Annotated in this window: 12 protein-coding genes, 7 tRNA genes and 1 rRNA gene (1 of these 20 cut by a window edge); 4 read left to right on the plus strand and 16 right to left on the minus strand. The window is 47.5% G+C overall.

All coding sequences use genetic code 11. The features are described from left to right. The first annotated feature begins 125 nt into the window (after window positions 1–125). Window positions 126–1,505 carry a Glu/Leu/Phe/Val dehydrogenase gene (locus MHB80_RS24720; RefSeq protein ID WP_341279458.1) on the plus strand — a complete coding sequence of 460 codons (1,380 nt, stop codon included), beginning with the start codon at window positions 126–128 and terminating at the stop codon, window positions 1,503–1,505. A 118-nt stretch (window positions 1,506–1,623) separates the two neighbouring features. On the opposite strand, the gene MHB80_RS24725 is transcribed toward MHB80_RS24720, so the two are convergent. The 8 genes from MHB80_RS24725 to isdC form a co-directional block, all read right to left on the minus strand. Then, window positions 1,624–2,859, minus strand: a complete 1,236-nt coding sequence (locus MHB80_RS24725) for an aminopeptidase (RefSeq protein WP_341279459.1) — start codon at window positions 2,857–2,859, stop codon at window positions 1,624–1,626. 65 nt (window positions 2,860–2,924) lie between these two features. After that, window positions 2,925–3,911 carry a Gfo/Idh/MocA family oxidoreductase gene (locus MHB80_RS24730; RefSeq protein ID WP_341279460.1) on the minus strand — a complete coding sequence of 329 codons (987 nt, stop codon included), beginning with the start codon at window positions 3,909–3,911 and terminating at the stop codon, window positions 2,925–2,927. A gap of 165 nt (window positions 3,912–4,076) precedes the next feature. Next, window positions 4,077–4,847, minus strand: coding sequence for an ABC transporter ATP-binding protein (locus tag MHB80_RS24735; protein ID WP_341279461.1), 771 nt, complete (start codon window positions 4,845–4,847; stop codon window positions 4,077–4,079). Beyond that, window positions 4,837–5,820 carry an iron ABC transporter permease gene (locus tag MHB80_RS24740; protein ID WP_341279462.1) on the minus strand — a complete coding sequence of 328 codons (984 nt, stop codon included), beginning with the start codon at window positions 5,818–5,820 and terminating at the stop codon, window positions 4,837–4,839. Before MHB80_RS24740 ends, MHB80_RS24735 begins: the two co-directional genes overlap by 11 nt. Before the next feature lie 60 nt (window positions 5,821–5,880). Next, window positions 5,881–6,834 (minus strand): heme ABC transporter substrate-binding protein IsdE, encoded by a 954-nt coding sequence (gene isdE, locus MHB80_RS24745; RefSeq protein ID WP_341279463.1) that lies wholly within the window; start codon window positions 6,832–6,834, stop codon window positions 5,881–5,883. A 100-nt stretch (window positions 6,835–6,934) separates the two neighbouring features. After that, the gene (locus MHB80_RS24750; RefSeq protein ID WP_341279464.1) at window positions 6,935–10,591 is read right to left on the minus strand and encodes an NEAT domain-containing protein; all 3,657 of its coding nucleotides are present in this window, start codon (window positions 10,589–10,591) and stop codon (window positions 6,935–6,937) included. Window positions 10,592–10,755: 164 nt separating this feature from the next. Then, the gene (locus MHB80_RS24755) at window positions 10,756–11,187 is read right to left on the minus strand and encodes an NEAT domain-containing protein (RefSeq protein ID WP_341279465.1); all 432 of its coding nucleotides are present in this window, start codon (window positions 11,185–11,187) and stop codon (window positions 10,756–10,758) included. Between the two features lie 21 nt (window positions 11,188–11,208). After that, window positions 11,209–12,303 carry a heme uptake protein IsdC gene (gene isdC, locus MHB80_RS24760; RefSeq protein WP_341283069.1) on the minus strand — a complete coding sequence of 365 codons (1,095 nt, stop codon included), beginning with the start codon at window positions 12,301–12,303 and terminating at the stop codon, window positions 11,209–11,211. Between the two features lie 456 nt (window positions 12,304–12,759). On the opposite strand from isdC, the gene MHB80_RS24765 reads away from it, so the two are divergent. From MHB80_RS24765 to isdG, 3 genes are read left to right on the plus strand one after another with little or no spacing between them, the layout of a single operon-like run. Next, complete coding sequence (locus tag MHB80_RS24765; RefSeq protein WP_341279466.1) at window positions 12,760–13,728, plus strand: ABC transporter substrate-binding protein; 969 nt, start codon at window positions 12,760–12,762, stop codon at window positions 13,726–13,728. Then, window positions 13,725–14,723: an iron ABC transporter permease gene (locus MHB80_RS24770; RefSeq protein WP_341279467.1), complete on the plus strand. Its 999-nt coding sequence runs from the start codon at window positions 13,725–13,727 to the stop codon at window positions 14,721–14,723. The genes MHB80_RS24765 and MHB80_RS24770 overlap by 4 nt, the downstream gene beginning before the upstream one ends. Next, on the plus strand, window positions 14,720–15,838 hold the full coding sequence (gene isdG, locus MHB80_RS24775) for a heme oxygenase (RefSeq protein WP_341279468.1): 1,119 nt from the start codon (window positions 14,720–14,722) through the stop codon (window positions 15,836–15,838). Before MHB80_RS24770 ends, isdG begins: the two co-directional genes overlap by 4 nt. A gap of 183 nt (window positions 15,839–16,021) precedes the next feature. Here isdG and MHB80_RS24780 read toward each other — a convergent pair. The 8 genes from MHB80_RS24780 to MHB80_RS24815 all read right to left on the minus strand — a co-directional run. Then, window positions 16,022–16,098, minus strand: a tRNA-Pro gene (locus MHB80_RS24780). A gap of 9 nt (window positions 16,099–16,107) precedes the next feature. After that, window positions 16,108–16,182, minus strand: a tRNA-Gly gene (locus MHB80_RS24785). Window positions 16,183–16,191: 9 nt separating this feature from the next. Beyond that, window positions 16,192–16,278: transfer RNA gene (locus tag MHB80_RS24790), tRNA-Leu, on the minus strand. 19 nt (window positions 16,279–16,297) lie between these two features. After that, window positions 16,298–16,373 (minus strand) — tRNA-Thr (locus MHB80_RS24795). 14 nt (window positions 16,374–16,387) lie between these two features. Next, window positions 16,388–16,464: transfer RNA gene (locus MHB80_RS24800), tRNA-Asp, on the minus strand. A 16-nt stretch (window positions 16,465–16,480) separates the two neighbouring features. Beyond that, a tRNA-Val gene (locus tag MHB80_RS24805) sits at window positions 16,481–16,556 on the minus strand. A gap of 10 nt (window positions 16,557–16,566) precedes the next feature. Continuing rightward, a tRNA-Glu gene (locus MHB80_RS24810) sits at window positions 16,567–16,641 on the minus strand. Between the two features lie 86 nt (window positions 16,642–16,727). After that, window positions 16,728–17,896: ribosomal RNA gene (locus MHB80_RS24815) — 23S ribosomal RNA — on the minus strand (it continues 1,766 nt past the right edge of the window).

A 17,896-nucleotide genomic window follows, 5' to 3' on the forward strand; every position in this document is an offset into this window, starting at 1 on the left:
TATTCATTACGAAATACCTATATTCCATTTTGGATTAGTCTTCTTGCTATGTTAAAATGATGTAGGTGCCCTCTCCGGCTCCATGTACTACAATCTTCGTTACCCAAACTGGAGGTCGATTAAACATGGCAAACCAAACTGGCACAATCGTTCAGCAATCTTTGCATGCATTATCAGGTGACTCCACCTTTTTGTCCGATTTACAAGGAAAGCATCGCGATCAGGCTTTCCTCTCTTTAGCTGCTATTTTATCCACGCCAAACAAGGTGAATAAAGCCTTTTTACGCATTACGATGGATGATGGCGACGTCGTTCGCATACCGGCCTATCGCATCCAGCATAATGATACACTTGGACCATACAAAGGCGGCATTCGCTTCCACGAATCCGTAAATGAAGAAGAGGTTACCAATCTGGCAGCCTTGATGACGCTCAAAAATGCGCTTCACGACGTTCCGTTCGGCGGTGGCAAGGGCGGCGTCGGTATTAATCCGCGCAACTATTCAGCGAAAGAGCTATACATTATATGCAAAAAATATGTCCAATATTTTACCGATATTCTCGGCCCAGAAAAGGATATTCCCGCACCCGACATGGGAACTGGTGAACGCGAGATGGACTGGATGATGGCCGAATATAAAAATATTCATCCCGGCAAACCGTATCTCGGCAGCTTTACTGGAAAAAGCGTCATTAACGGCGGCTCCTTAGGACGCCGGGAAGCGACAGGCAAGGGCGTTTATTTCACATTCCGCTATATGCTGCATGATTTTATTAAAGTGCATCGCGGCTATTTGACCAACAGCTCTAATCCATTTGCTGAAAATGTTCTCGCCCAAGCGGAAAAATCGCTTTCCATCGCCGTTCAAGGCTTCGGTAATGTTGGCTCCATCGTAGCATTGGAAGCGCATAAATGTACCTATCTTAACAACAAGGTCGTGGCGGTCAGCGACCGCAATGTAACGCTTTACAATGCCGACGGCTTATCGATTCCGGCACTAATTGACTACGCCAATCGCCATCAAGGCGATTTGCCTAAGACGAAGGAAGATCTCGCAGAGCTTGAGCTCAAAGCAGACATTTTGGAACGTGAGGAAGTGCTGTATCTGGATGTCGATGTGCTCGTGCTGGCCGCGCTAGAGGAGCAGGTACGCGAAGATAACGTAGCTAAAGTGAAGGCCAAGATCATCGTCGAAGGGGCAAATGCGCCAATAACCGGCGAAGCCGACCAGAAGCTTTCCGAGAACGGCGTTATTATTATTCCCGATATTCTTGCCAATGCCGGCGGCGTTATCGTCTCTTATTTCGAGTGGCTTCAAGGCCGTGAAACGCAATATTTGACGGAAGAGCAGGTGCATCGCATGCTGTTTGAGAAAATGCAAAGCACACTCGGCTCTATTTTGCCTTCCTTCTTCAGCGCCACTTACACGCTGCGGCAAAATTGCTATAATCATTCGGTGATGAAGCTGTCAACGGTTCTGTACCGCCAAGGCAAGCTATATTAGAGACTTGGCCGAGGGAACCTAACCGCTATCATGCGCGAATCAGGCAGAACAACGAAAAACAGGCCCGAAGCTGCATCGTGCAGCTCCGAGCCTGTTTTTCACGCTTATTTTTCACATCTTAAAACGCCCAGTTGCCTTTACGGAATACAGGAACGACGGTGCCATCGGCTTGAATGCCATCAATATCCATATCGGCAGAGCCGATCATGAAATCATTATGGGTCAGGCTCGCATTAACGCCGTTTGCTTCCAGCTCCTCTGGCGACATCTTCTTGCCGCCTTCAATATTGAAGGCATAGCCGCTGCCGATGGCCAAGTGGTTCGAAGCATTTTCGTCAAACAGCGTATTATAGAACAAAATGTTGGACTCCGATATTGGGGAATGGTGCGGCACCAGCGCAACCTCTCCCAAATAACGCGCACCCTCATCCGTATCAATCAGCTTTTGCAAAATCGCTTCGCCTTCCTCCGCCTCGGCCTTCACAATGCGGCCGTTCTCGAAGGTCAGCTTAAAGCGGTCAATAATGTTGCCACCGTAGCTGAGCGGCTTTGTGCTCGATACATAGCCATTAACGCCCGTTTTCAGCGGCACTGTGAATACTTCTTCCGTCGGCATATTCGCCATAAACGGAATGTTTTGCTCGTTCTCGCTGCCGGCAGCGACCCATAGATGCTTGTCATGCAGCTCAATGGTCAAATCTGTGCCCGGAGCGGTGTAATGCAGCTTTTTAAAATGATAGCTGTTCAGCGCCTCTCCCTTGCTTCCAAGCGCTCTGTTATGCTCCTGCCAAGCCGCAACCGGATCTTCTGCATGCAGGCGCACCGCTTTAAAGATCGCTTCCCATAGCAGCGCGACTGCTTGCTCGCCCTCAGCCTCCGGGAACACTTTCTTCGCCCAGTCCTTGGCGGCTGCCGCAACGACCGTCCAGCTCACTTTGTCCGCTTGAATCGCTCTGCGGAATTCCTTCAGCCCTGCTCCAGCCGCCTTCTGGTAGTTGGAAATACGCTGCGTGTCGACACCCTTCAGCAAATCTGGACTGGAGGATACGATTGAAATAAAGGCGGCGCCCTTATCAACAAACTCCTGGCGCTTCGCCGTTTCCCATTGCGGGAAATGCTCGAAAATTTCAGCGCCCGCTTTTTCATATTTCAATCGGGATAACTGGTCATCCGTCCAATCAATATGTACATTGCTTGCTCCAGCTGAATAAGCCTTCTCTGCAACGAGACGCACTAGAGGCGCTGCCTCAATCGCTCCCGTTACGAATACCGCCTGCCCCTGCTGGACATTCACACCTATTTTCACAATAATCTCAGCATATTTCTCCAATTGAACAGCTAATGTATCGCTCATTCCAAGTCTCCTTTATCTCTATAAAATAAATCTTGCTGCATTCCATTTACTTCCTTACATCCATATTATAGCCGATCTGCAGGGAAAACAAGCCCGATCTGGCTGCGCGCCTCATCCAGCACCTCAAGTACAGCAAGCGAGTTCGCAAGCGAATTAATGTCTGATTCATGCTCGCCGCTTTGAATGAGCCGAATAAACGCCTCAGCCTCATACACCATCACATTATCTGCCTGCGGCACCGTCAGCTCCTCCACATCGCCATTGCGGTATTCGATGCGCACCTGATTCGGGTAGCTAATATTTTCAATAATCATATTGCCCGCTTCGCCTTGAATTTCTGCTGGAAGCTGGGAATTGGAAATTTTGGAGTGTTGCACGGCCGCATCCATTCCATCATATTGCAGCAGCAGACTGCCCTTGCCGTCCACACCAGACTCCAGCATAACGGCACTTGCTTTTACCTTATTCGGCTTGCCGAACAATGAGACCAGCGGGTAAACGCTGTAAATGCCAATGTCCATCAGCGAGCCATTCGAAAACTCCGGCTTGAACGCGTTCATGACATTGCCTTCCTTGTACGCATCATAACGCGAAGAATATTGACAATAGGATGCAAAATAACCCCGGATCGCCCCCAGCTTAGGCAGGTGCTCGCGAATAACTGCAAAATTCGGCACGAACGTCGATTTCATTGCCTCCATAAGCAGCACATTATTGTCTTTCGCCGCTGCGATCATCTCCCGCATTTCCCGGGAGTTTGAAGCAATAGGCTTCTCACAAAGCACATGCTTGCCATGCTTCATACAGGTGATCGCATGCTGAGCATGGTGCGAGGTGGGACTTGCGATATATACAGCGTCCACCTGATCACTCTTTGCCATTTCCTCCAAATCCGTGAACGTATGCGGAACCTTATATTTGCTCGCAAATTCTGCCGCCCGCTCGGACGTTCGCGAATACACGGCCGCTAAAGCAAAGTTCTCCAGCCCGCGTGCCGCTTCGATAAAAGAATCTGTAATTTTGTTAGTCCCAATTATGCCAAAACGTATCATTAGCTTTTCCTCACTATCTCATCTTGATTTGTTCCTCTTATTCTACCACTACAGCCAACGAAAAAAAATAAAAGCCGACTGCCCGCGCATCCATCTGCACGAACTGTCGACTTTCTAAAGTGTGGCATCCAGCCTGCGCATCGGCTTTGCCTTTCAATCACGAGCTCAAATACCGATCGGTACGACATACAGCCCCGTATCGCTTTCTTGCTTAAGCATAACATCAACCTGATACGTTTCTTTTACGATCTCCTTCGTAATTACGGCCTCCGGCGTACCGCTCGCTACAATTTCGCCCGCTTTCATCACGATAATCCGGTCGCTGTAGCGAATGGCTTGATTAATGTCATGGAGTACCATGACGATAGTCATGTCATGCTCCCGATTTAATGCCTTTACCAGCTCCAGTATTTCAATCTGGTAATACATATCGAGGAAGGTCGTCGGCTCATCCAGAAACAAGATCGGCGTTTGTTGCGCCAATGCCATCGCAATCCATACCCGCTGCTTCTCGCCGCCAGAAAGCTGATTGAGCCGCTGGGTGCGCTTCTGCTGCAGATTGGTCGAGGTCAGAGCCTCTTCAATCGCCTTCTCGTCCTCTTCATTCGGCTGTCCGAGGAAGCTGCGATGCGGCAGCCGGCCATAGCTGACGAGCCGCTCCACCGTTAAATCATAAGGCGCCTCATTTTGCTGATGCACGACCGCAAGCTTTTTAGCAAGCTCCTTTGGCTTGATTTGCGCGAGCGACTTGCCATCAAGCAGCACCTCACCGTGAGCGGGTGTATAATTTTGCGATAAAATACCGAGCAGCGTCGACTTGCCGCAGCCATTCGGACCGATAATCGTCGTTATTTTTCCCGTTTCAATTTTATCGCTGATGTTTTTAAGCTGGTCTGTCTTTTTGTCATAGGAGAACGTCACCTGTTTAATTTCCATATACGCGCTCACTCCTTCTAAGCATAAAGATGAGGAATGGCCCGCCGATAATCGTCATAATGATCGAAGCCGGAATTTCCGTCGGTGCGAGCACCGTCCGTCCGAGCGTATCCGCTGCTAAAATGAGCAGGGCGCCGCCCAGTGCCGAAAACGGAATAAGCACCTTATGATCGGAGCCAACCAAGGTACGCGCAATATGCGGAACGAGCAGGCCGACGAAAGCAATTAAGCCGCCAATGGCTGTTGCTACAGATGCGAGCAGCACCGCGACGACCGAGATCAGCAGCCGCGCACGCGTTACCCGCAGCCCGAGATTTTTCGCTGTTTTATCCTGCAAGCTGAGCATGTTGCACCATGAACTTAGCAGCAAGGAAAGCAGCAGGCCAATAAGGCCATATAGCCCGATAATTTGCACATCCGTCCATGTCTTCATGGTGAAAATCGATGAAATCGCTTGATTGACGCTCGTAACCGCGTAGCTGCCGCGATAATTAAACGATTGCCCGAGCCCCGTAAATGTCGCATTAATCGCAATCCCGACGAGAATGAGCCGCAGCGGGCTAAGTCCAGACTTCCAAGACAGCGCATAAACGAGGTAGCAGGCTAGTGCACCACCGAAAAAGGAAAACAGCGGCATCCAGAAAAACAGCCCTGGAAAAATCGTCACAACGGTTAGCGATACTAGCCCTGCGCCCGATGAAATCCCAATTACGCCAGCATCTGCGAGCGGATTTTTCATCACGGCCTGAAGCAGCACGCCGGAAACGGCAAGCGCCGCTCCTGTAAGCAGGGAGACGAGGATACGCGGGAATCGCAAATCTTTTATAACCTCAACCTGATCGTTCGTTCCTGAAAATAACCCCTGCACCAAATCCAAAATGCCTACTTTAATACTCCCGGTCATCGCCGAATAAATAATAGCAGCCACCAGCAAAGCGATAACAACAACAAAACTGCCTACCTTTTTAATCATGACCAACGTCCTTTATAAAAAGTTCCCGAGCCGAGCCGCATCAAGCTAAGCTATATTAGCTTATGGATAGAGCATCCCCATCAAAGTGTCGATAGCATCTACAGCGTATAAATTACCCGTCGTTCCGAATAATGCTTCTTCCAAATCATATACTCGGCCGTTTTGTACGGCGCTGAAATGCTTCCAAATATCGTTTTTCTGGAATTCCTTATCGAACATTTTCACAACTTCCTCCGGCATGCCATGGGCGGCACGCAGGATCACATCCGGATTCGACTGCTGCAAATATTCTGTATTGGAAGCCAAAAACTCTACACTTTCACCTTGCACAATGTTGACGCCGCCAGCAAGCCGAACCAAATCACCGATGTACGAATGCTCAGTCGCAACAAGATAGCTGCCAGGCACCCCTAGCAAAATCAATACGCTTGGCTTTTTCTTCTCAGCGGTAGCTGCATGAATGTCTGCAACCTTCTGCTCGAACTTATCGATGATGGCTTGCGCTTGTACTTGCTTATTGTACGTCTCGCCCAGTTTTTCAAGAGCATCATTCATGCTTTCCACACTCGTAAGGTTGAGAAAATCAGCCTGCATCCCCGCCGCTTCAAAAACCGGCTTCAGGTCATACTCCAGCGTCGTCACCGACAATATTTCGGTTGGCTTGAGCGATTTGACGAGCTCCATATCTGGGCTCATCGGATTGCCTATCCTTGTCACTTGGTCATAGCGGGCAGGCAGCGTCTTTGAGCTGGTGGGCACGCCGACAAGCTCAACTTCAAGCGCATCAAGCATTTGCGTAATCGCGACGGTCGTCGATACGACGCGCTGCTCTGCTGCAGGAGAAGCAGCCGGCTCGGCCGCATTCTTCGCCTGTTCCGCTTGCTCGGCCTGTGCGGAGTGGCCAGCCCCCTGCTGCTCTGCAGCAGGGTCCGTTCCTGTCGCCGAGCAGGCGGCTAATAGAAGCAGGGCTAGCAATCCGAGCAGCCCAAGCATTTTGCCAAAAGCGTTATTCATCCGTTGATCTAACTCCCTTCATGAGAACATGACAAGGATACCGGTCTCCCGGCATCCTTGTCAGTTTTGCTTCACTTGTGTATGGAGCCCTAGCAGCAGCCTATGTCGTTTCCAGAAGCTTCATGATCAGCGTCAATGCTTCTGCTCTTGTTGCATGAGCAAGCGGCTCAAATTTGTTGTCGCCTTTGCCTTGAACATAACCGGCTTTTGCAGCAGCGGCAATGTCATTTTTCGCCCAATCCGGAATCGAGGCTGCATCTGCAAAGCTAAGCTCGTTCGTCTCATCAATATCGAGCTTAGCTGCTCTTACGATAATGGAGGCCAGCTCCGAACGGGTAATTTCTCTACTCGGAAGGAACGTTCCGTTCGCATAGCCAGAGATTAAGCCTGCTTTCGCAGCACGGTCAATATGCGTCTTCGCCCAAGCTGGAATTAGCTTGCTGTCATTGAATGTCGCACTTGTCGATCCGTCCGTGAGTTTCAATGCACGGCTGATCAGAACAGCGAACTCAGCACGAGTCACAACGCCATTCGGACGGAATTTGCCATCGGAATAACCTTTAACGATACCAAGCTCCAGCGCTTTTTCAATGGATGCTATTGCCCAGTGGCCTTGAATATCCTTGAAGTCCGTTACAACAGGCTCATTGAGGTCATCTTTGCCGGCATTCGGATCTGTCCCTTCAACGACTTCTACATCGCCTACACCAGGTGCTACAGAACCGGATGTTGATACAAGAGTTTCAGGTTTAAACTTAATTTGAATATCATATTCGTGGTGATAGTTCACTTCTGGCCAATCAATTTTAACCCAGCCATCAATCGTGCTGTTAAGGTTCGGAACATTGAAGTAAACAACCCGCGTGTTATTTACCGTATCTCTGCTTTCGACACTAACATTATTGTTATTAAATTTGAGCCCTGTAATTTCCTTGTCCTTCGTAAGCGTCATATAGAATGTTTTTGTGCTGCCCGAAACTTTCAGCAATCCTGGGGAGACTACGTAGCCCTGCATAACGGACTCATTTTCCGTGTCGTATTTTTTAATTTCATATTGCAGGAAGTAGTTTCCATTCGCCAGTTGACCTGGAACCGTCGTATTTGGCAATTCGACAACAGGAGCATCAGCTGTTTTCGTAATATCGGTAAACTGAACCGCATATTCCACATCCGTTATTGCTCCGCTAACTCCAAGCACAAGTGAATACGTGTCCGTCAGATTTGGAACAGTGAATTTAACAGGCGTACCAGCTACAATTGCCGCCAAAAATACAGCGTTTGTAAGCGAAGCGGCATTGTTTGCTCCGCCAGTCGAGCCTATAGGGAACATTTCTGCTCCTGTTGCATTATTTTTCAGCTTCTTAATCGTTACTCCCGCTTTAGGAGTGAAGCTAATCACGCTGCTTCCGCCACTGAACGTCAAAACTCCTGAGGCTTCCAAATGATCAGAAATGCCTTCATCAGAAGATTTAAGCACCAGGCTGTAAGTGCCATTGCTTAGAACTTTTGCAGCTTTAAACGCAGTAACCGCCTGTTCCAGAGCAGAGCTTCCGTCTTTTACTTGTGCTTCAGTTGCTACCGGATTCGTTGTGATAGCTTTAGCTGCATTGATTGCCGTTTGCAACTTCGTTTTTGCCTCTGCAGGGTATTTATCAATTACTGTTCCCTCAGCTGCTTCATCGTGCAATTTTTGGGCCGCAGTTATGCCTGCTTTCAAAGCTGTAGCATCACCCGTACCAAAGCTCAAGCGAATATTGTGATCCGCCTCATAAGGCTGTCCTGTTCTTGGATCTTTAACCAATGGCATAGAAATATGAACCTGAGCGTCCAGCAGCGCCGTCAAATCACTCACCTTGAACTTAACTACTCTTGTATTAGCCGCTGTATCTGTACTTACAATCGTAGAATCAACTAGTACGCCGTTTTCCTTAACTTTGAAGGCTGTAACGATACTGCTATCTTTGATCGTAAAGCTTACATATGTGGAACCATCAAATGAAGTTACGTTCGCCGGTTTCAGGAAGTAGCTATCCATGCTGGAGAATGCCTGATTAGTTGCATGTAGCGCTGCATAATTAATTTGACGGTTCGCTGATGCTTTAAATGCCGTCACTGCCTGCTCCAGTGCTGTGTTGGCACTGATTAATTGCGGTCTTGTCGCCGATAATTGCTCAGCTTTCGCCGTAGCAGCCTCAATAGCAGTAAGAAGCGCTGCTTTGGTGTTGTTATCGTATTGACCAGCTTCTGTACCGACAGTCGCTTGATCATGTACCAATTGGGCTTCTTCTATTGTCGCGTTTAACGTCTTAAACTGTTCTGAGTTATAGCTGAAATAGACGGATTTCGTTACTGAATCCGTTTTGTAGACCAGGTACGAAAGTCCTTGGAATGTAATATCCGTTGCATTATCATTTCTCACTGCCACCTGATAGATCGTATTGTCTGCATCAGACAAGCTGTTCACTTTATAAAATGGCGGGGAGATGGTAGTCGAAAATCCGCCGTTTCTCGATGGGGAAGAAGCTTTCAAAGCAGACTCGTCAACCGCTGTTTTAAACGAAATATTGGCAACTGTATGTTTGACCATACCTTGCAGCAACGTAATTTGCGAAGCAAAATCTCCTGCAAACTCCGAAATTTCAGCATCGCTTGCAAGGGAGTTCAGAACAATGAGATCGATAACCTGCGCATTGTAGCGGCTGCCTTTTACGAATGCCTCCTCCGTTTGCAAGGCAAGTACGGCATCATTGACTTGTTTTTGGGTAGCATCCTTGTTAAAAGCCCAGCCATTCGCCGTATTAATAGCGTTTTGCATACGTAGTTCATAATTAAATGGATACTCGCCATCGCTTACAATGCTTGTTCCACCTCCATTATCTGCCGTTCCGGAATTTTTAACCGTAGCAGCAAATGCCCCTGCATCTGTTATAGCTTGGAACAAGGCAATTTTGCTGACGCTAATCCGTCCAGCCTCATACTCTTTTTTAGCCTCATTTAGAATGGCGTAGGCCGCTTTAATCAGCTCAATATTTCCGCCAGCAGATGCAGCGATACCCTCTGCCAATTGAATGGCATTATAAAGCTTAGTTTTGGAGCTAGCTGGATAGAAGCCATCTCCTGTACCTTCATAAGTGCTTTCATAGACGGATTTCGTAACCGTAAAAAGCTCATTCAGCTTTTCAAGTGTTACCGTTTCACTACCGCTGCCATTGTCACCGCCGCCATCTACTGGACCAGTAGGAAGCGTTGTTGTATCCAAATCGAGCTGCAGATTGTACCAGCTATCATAGCTTGCAGCCGGTATAACAATATGCACCAGTACATCCTGACGCTGGCTCAAATCGGCTATATCGATTCGCGCTTTAACAGAATCCGGGTTCGTTCCATCACCAAGCAAGACCGGCGTTACTGCTTTATAACCATCCATGCCTGTAATCGTTTGACCATTTACTGCTGCTTTCGCTTGCCCTTCCATTCGTGCAGAAAAATGTTTAAATGCTGTATAGTTAAAAAATTCATTTTCAAATTGAGCCTTACCATCTTTAACAATTAATTTACCTGTATTAGGTACGACAACCATCGATTCTAAAATCGAGGTTTCATTGGTGTTATCTTTCAAATAACGAAAGTTGATTGGATATTCTCCGTCCGGCACCGTTGTAGTTGCCGCTTGAGCAATCGGACCTATGCTTGCTACTTGCAGCATTAACACGAATGCCAGAAGCAATGCTACCACTTTTGTATATTGCTTTTTCACCCTACTTACTCTCCTTTTAACAGTTCATTTATTTCCGCTATCTCTGTGTCTTGCTTACTAGGCACTGTAACTCCCTAACATGCTGATTCACCCGGCAAAAGAACGGTCTGTATAAATCAGACCGTTCTTAGTACTCTATCTTTGTTTAATTAGTGCAAATGATCTTACAGATCCCATCCGAATTTGATGTCATGAACAGTGTTGTAGCCATTAGGGTAGCCTGGGAATGGCGGCACTGTAACATGGATTTTAGCAACTGTATCAGCATTTAAATTATTTACTTCGAAAGTAAATTCTTTATCACCGTTTGCAAGCGTAGTTGCAGAAACAACCGTGTAAGTAGCACCGCCGTCATTGGAAATGCTCAGCGAGTTGATGTAGCTGCCGCCAGCAAAGGACAATGTAACTGTTTTATTATCTGATGCAAGGCTTGCAGGGCTGTTTGCATATGCATTAGCATAAGAAACTGTGCCGTCTGGTTTCAAAACAGTAAAGCTCAGTGAAGTTGCCGCAAAAGCGGAACCTACTTGAACAACTAGTGCAACAGCCATAACCAGCAGCATCAAAGGCATCATTTTTTTGAACGATTTAATCATAATTATAAACACTCCCTATTATTAGTTTTTGGTTTTGTTCTTACGATAAAAATACATAGCAGCTCCTGCTAAAATAACGATAGCAACAACCGCGAGTGGCGTCGCCCAATGATTGGAGCGCTCTTGAAGCGGTTCTACCTCTGCCGCAGCTTCTACAGAAACGGTATCAGCGACATTAGCCTTGCCAGCATCCTCAGCCGTTACTTCGGCCTCCGTTGTACTGGCAGCTTCAACAGACTTGTCTGTTCCCGCTCCCAATACTGCCTTCTCCGCTTCCTCTGGTGAAGCAGTTGCCTCCTCTGCAGAAGCAGCTGCATCAGTTAACGCTTCCGGCGTCTCTACAGCTTCAGGAGATGCGCTTGCTGCTGCCTCCGCAGGCTCTGTCGATGATGGGGTAGCGCTTTCCACTACACTGTTGTCAGCTGTGCCTTTTTCTTCAGCAGCAGTTGGCGTTGCTTGAGCAGAAGCCTTTGGTATAGCTGCTGCCCCAGTATTTCCATCCTTAGCAGGCGCCTTGGTCGCTTTCGGGGAAGCAGTCGCCTTAGGAGTCGGTGTGGCAGTCGGCTTTGTTTCCGCAGACGCTGCAGGTTTAGGAGTGGTCTCCGCTGTCGCAGGAGTTTCTGCCTTGCTTACAAGCTTCAGGCTATTCGCATCAAACACAAAACGTATAGTGTAGTCATGATCATAATCAATATCTGGAACTGTGACATGAATTTTAGACAGCATCGCTTGGGACAAATCGTCTACGCTGAACTGCACAACCCGCGTATCATTAGCCTTACTGCTGCTGATAACCTTCGTGTTCACGTAACCTCCACCGCCAGGAACTTTAAACTCTGTTACCCAAGCACTATGATTAATTTGCAGCTGCACTGTTATTTTTCCGTTTTCAACGATAACCTTGGCAGGCTTTTCCCAATAATCATTTGCCATAGATGCCGATTCGTCTTCAGCTTTCTTGATGACATAATCAATCGTATATGTACCGTCTACCATGCTCTGCGCATAGGCCGCCGGCGCTGCAAGAAGAATCATAAAACAAATAATTAAGAATGCTGATATTGGGAGTTTACGAATGAAGTCTTTCTCCTCCTCTCCTGTCGTATGGAAAAAAATAGTTTAGAAAAGGTAGACAACAATCAAGTTAATGATTATCATTATCAATTGAGTGTCAAAAAAAATACCTTCTCTTCCCCTTTCCTAAGTCTGCTCATCATGCCCTTCACAGCTCTTTAGGATGTCTAGCAAATGGTTTCTCAGCTGCCCGACAACTTGATATTAACGTAACTGTATTAATTTTGTCAATCACTTATTTTAATATTTTTTTGTTTTATTTTTCTTTATATGATTTTAAAGCTTTAGATATGATTTATATTTCACTGATAAAATATAATTATTTTCTATTTTCACATTAAAATACGATAATCAAATTTTTAAAAGAATGAATTTAATTTTTCAATGCCAATATTATTTTTTCTATATATTGGTTATTTCTTATTGACATTGATTATCATTTACAATATCATTATTTTAATAATAATAATCATTATCAGATCGGATTGGGAGGATTATATGAAAATTTTATACCCTGCGATGCTGGCTCTGCTTCTCTTAGCTGCAGCAGGTTGCTCGCAAACTGTTGATTCGAACGCTGCACAAGGGGTTACGAGCAATGCTGAAAAACAGAATGCCGTAGCCATAACCGATTTTGCAGGAAGGCAATTAACATTTGCTGCTGTCCCATCGCATATTGTAGCGTTAAGCAATGGAGAAGCCGATATTATTTATGCCCTCGGGGGAACTCTCGTCGGCAGGCCAACCTCCTCCGTTCCATTAAGCAACGAAGAAGCAGAGGCAGTAGAACAAATCGGATCTACCCACGAGGTTGATCTGGAGAAAATCGCGTTTTTGAAAGCGGATGTCGTGCTGGGCAACAATCCTATGAATACGAAGGATATCCCCACTATAGAGAGCATTGGAGCCAAGATGGTGCTTTCCTCAGCCAATTCTATAGACGATATTAAAAAGCAGATTACGCTGCTAGGCCAGCTTCTGCAAAAGCAGTCGCGCGCTGAAGAGCTTATTGCCGAAATTGATAACAAGCTCAGCCAAATTGCTGCAAGTGCCAGCACGAACAAGACGCGAGCTCTATTAGTATACGGCGCTCCTGGTACCTTTATGGCTGCACTGCCCAACTCCCTCAGCGGCAATATTTTGGAGATGGCAGGCGGGGAAAATATTGCTTCCGACTACGAAGCACTTCAAAGCTATCCACAATATGCCCAGCTCAACTCAGAAAGAATTGTTCAGTCCAATCCGCAAGTTGTCATGATTATGACGCATGGCAATCCGGATCAGGTAAAGGATGCCTTTCTTAAGGAAATGCAAAGCAATGCTGCCTGGAATGGACTAGATGCTGTAAAAAACAATGCTATCGAAGTGCTGCCTGCCGACCTGTTCGGCACAAACCCGGGGACCCGTATAACAGATGCGCTCACCCTTATGATTGAAATGCTAGATCGAGAGAAGAAGCAGCCATGAATAAAACAGAGCGAAGCCGCCGGCGCAAATGGTCTATCATAATTGCGCCTATTATTTTGCTGCTCGTTACTTATTTCGGTCTCGTTTACGGCTCTGTCCCTATTACGTTAAAAGAGATTGGCCAGGTACTCACTTCCGATGCCGATCCCCGTTACGAAACCATTATTATGAATTTAAGAATGCCGCGTGTCATTATTGGCCTGCTGGTAGGTGCTTGCTTAGCTGCATCAGGCGCTCTTCTACAAGGTGTAATGCGCAATCCTCTGGCGGACCCCGGCATTATCGGGGTTTCCGCTGGCGGCGGCCTTGCAGCTGTTATCACAATGGTTGTTCTTCCGCAGCTTGGCTATATGCTGCCAATAGCAGCCTTTTTAGGCGCGAGCATTACTTGCTTGCTGATCTATTTGAGCGCATGGGACAAAGGGACCTCGCCTATCAAAATCGTGCTAGCAGGTGTAGCCATTAATGCACTGCTCGGAGCTGTAACAAATGGACTTATGGTCGTCTATAGCGACCGTGTCCAATCGGTTCTACCTTGGCTTGCAGGTGGGCTGAACGGAAGAAGCTGGAGCCATCTCTCCTTCATGGCACCTTATGCCATAGTAGGCCTGCTGCTCTGCTTCCTAGCCATTAAGCCTGCCAATGTGCTGCTGCTTGGCGATGACTCCGCCCAACTGCTTGGCCAAAAAGTTCAGATCCAGCGCTTCCTGCTCATTATTTTGGCTGCACTGTTAGCCGGAGCTGCCGTCAGCGTAGCTGGATTAATTGGTTTTGTTGGCCTTGTCGTCCCACATGCCGTTCGTTTAATTATCGGAGACGACTATCGCTTTCTCCTGCCGCTTTCTATCGTCGGTGGAGCATCGTTAGTCGTTTTAGCAGATACATTCGCACGTACCTGGTTTGATCCGATTGAGCTTCCTGTAGGCATTCTTCTCGCCTGTCTAGGGGCACCATTCTTTCTTTATTTATTACGTAAAAAGGGGGCAATACGATGAATGCTGCTATCAATATCGAAAATGTAGGCTTATCCGTCGGCGCGTTCGAAATGGAAGATGCCAACATGATTATTCCTTCAGGAAAAATCACGGCCATTGTTGGTCCTAATGGATCAGGCAAATCCACGATGCTGAAGGTCATTACCAAGCTGCTTACGCCAGATAAGGGCGAAGTCTTTATTAATCAGAAGCCGCTTAAAAGCTACAAATCCAAAGATTTTGCCAAAGATATCGCAATGCTTACGCAATCCAAAGAAATGATTCCCGACCTAACGGTACGTGAACTCGTCTCCTTTGGACGTTCGCCTCACAAGCCTATGTTCAAAAACAAAATGACTTACGAAGATAATGACATCATAGATTGGGCACTAACCATTACCGGCACTAAGCGTTACCAGCACCAAATGTTTTACACTCTATCTGGAGGTGAACAGCAAAAAGCACGAATCGCCATGGCGTTAGCACAAAAAACGAATATTCTTCTGCTCGACGAGCCTACTACTTATCTCGATATTGCCCATCAATTCGATGTGATGGAGATGCTGCAGCAGATTAATCGGGATCATCAGATTACAATTGTTATGGTTTTACATGACCTCCAACAAGCAGCTGCATACTGTGACCATATGATTGCTATGAAACGCGGATTAATTGCCATGACAGGGGAACCACAAACTGTACTAACTTCCGAGTTTTTAAAAGATGTGTATAACATGGATGCCCGTATCAAATTTGATGAAGGTTATCCCCTTATTATCCCGAATCCAAGAAAAAATCAGGAGGACACTAAAATGATTATTGTTACGAATGCATCCCATATTACAAAAGGCAATGCCCACAAGCTGATTGAACGCTTTGATCGCGTTGGCGATGTAGAAAAAGCAGAGGGCTTCCTTGGCCTTGAGGTTTTGTTGACAGAGAAAACGAAAGACTACGAGGAGGTATCCATTGTTACACGCTGGAATACGAAAGAGGATTTCAATGCTTGGACTCGCAGCGACGCTTTCCGTGAAGCTCATTCCCGTCGCGGGGGAACACCGGACTACATCATCTCCAATACGATTACATTTTACGAAGTCAAAGTCATCAGGAACCCCATTTCTGCGGTTAACTAATCTGCTACTTTAATCCTGTTGTATTCCTATAAAAAAAGAAGCTTGCAGAGCCACTTTTCATGTGGAACTGCAAGCTTCTTTCATATGTATAAGCTATCGCTCTTATGTGTCGTTTCCAAATAAAAAAGCCTGCTCTTGCGCTCCAATTGCTGAGCAAGTTCAGACATACTGTAAATCATATAATGGTCGGGACGACACGATTTGAACATGCGACCCCCTGGTCCCAAACCAGGTGCTCTACCAAGCTGAGCTACGTCCCGAAATAAAAATGGAGCGGACGACGAGATTCGAACTCGCGACCCTCGCCTTGGCAAGGCGATGCTCTACCACTGAGCCACGTCCGCAAAAAAATATGGTGCGGTCGAGAGGACTCGAACCTCCACGGCTGTTACACCACTAGAACCTGAATCTAGCGCGTCTGCCAATTCCGCCACGACCGCATATTTTTTTTGAAAAAGATGGTGCCGTCGAGAGGACTTGAACCCCCAACCTACTGATTACAAGTCAGTTGCTCTACCAGTTGAGCTACAACGGCACATAATGAAAGAATGGCGGAGCTGACGAGATTCGAACTCGCGGTCTCCTGCGTGACAGGCAGGCATGTTAGGCCTCTACACCACAGCTCCGTATTCAAAATCATAATGGTGGAGGCTGAGGGGATCGAACCCCCGACCCTCTGCTTGTAAGGCAGATGCTCTCCCAGCTGAGCTAAGCCTCCGAAAATGGTATGGTGACCCGTAGGGGACTCGAACCCCTGTTACCTCCGTGAAAGGGAGGTGTCTTAACCACTTGACCAACGGGCCATGATCACGTTTAAAACCAATCAATGTGTGTTGCACATTGAAAACTGGATGCGAAAGACAAGTCATGAAACATTTAGCGTGTTGTTTAGGATAAGCCCTCGACCGATTAGTATTCGTCAGCTGCACGCATTGCTGCGCTTCCACCCCGAACCTATCAACCTCGTCGTCTTCAAGGGGTCTTACTAAATTGGGAAATCTCATCTTGAGGGGGGCTTCGCGCTTAGATGCTTTCAGCGCTTATCCCGTCCGTACTTGGCTACCCAGCGGTGCTCCTGGCGGAACAACTGGTACACCAGCGGTACGTCCATCCCGGTCCTCTCGTACTAAGGACAGCTCCTCTCAAATTTCCTGCGCCCGCGACAGATAGGGACCGAACTGTCTCACGACGTTCTGAACCCAGCTCGCGTACCGCTTTAATGGGCGAACAGCCCAACCCTTGGGACCTACTTCAGCCCCAGGATGCGATGAGCCGACATCGAGGTGCCAAACCTCCCCGTCGATGTGGACTCTTGGGGGAGATAAGCCTGTTATCCCCAGGGTAGCTTTTATCCGTTGAGCGATGGCCCTTCCATTCGGTACCACCGGATCACTAAGCCCGACTTTCGTCCCTGCTCGACTTGTAGGTCTCGCAGTCAAGCTCCCTTATGCCTTTGCACTCTCCGAATGATTTCCAACCATTCTGAGGGAACCTTTGGGCGCCTCCGTTACATTTTAGGAGGCGACCGCCCCAGTCAAACTGTCCACCTGACACGGTCCCCGAACCAGTTTCATGGTCCTAGGTTAGAACTCCGATACGATCAGGGTGGTATCCCAACGTCGCCTTCACACAAGCTGGCGCTCATGCTTCAATGGCTCCCACCTATCCTGTACAGATCGTACCAAAGTTCAATATCAAGTTACAGTAAAGCTCCATGGGGTCTTTCCGTCTTGTCGCGGGTAACCTGCATCTTCACAGGTATTAAAATTTCACCGGATCTCTCGTTGAGACAGCGCCCAAGTCGTTACGCCATTCGTGCGGGTCAGAATTTACCTGACAAGGAATTTCGCTACCTTAGGACCGTTATAGTTACGGCCGCCGTTTACTGGGGCTTCGGTTCACAGCTTCGGATTGCTCCTAACCGCTCCCCTTAACCTTCCAGCACCGGGCAGGCGTCAGCCCGTATACTTCGCCTTACGGCTTCGCACAGACCTGTGTTTTTGCTAAACAGTCGCTTGGGCCTTTTCACTGCGACCCCCTCGGGCTATTCACCCTACC

The sequence above is a fragment of the Paenibacillus sp. FSL H8-0537 genome (assembly GCF_038051995.1).
GTDB lineage: Bacteria > Bacillota > Bacilli > Paenibacillales > Paenibacillaceae > Pristimantibacillus.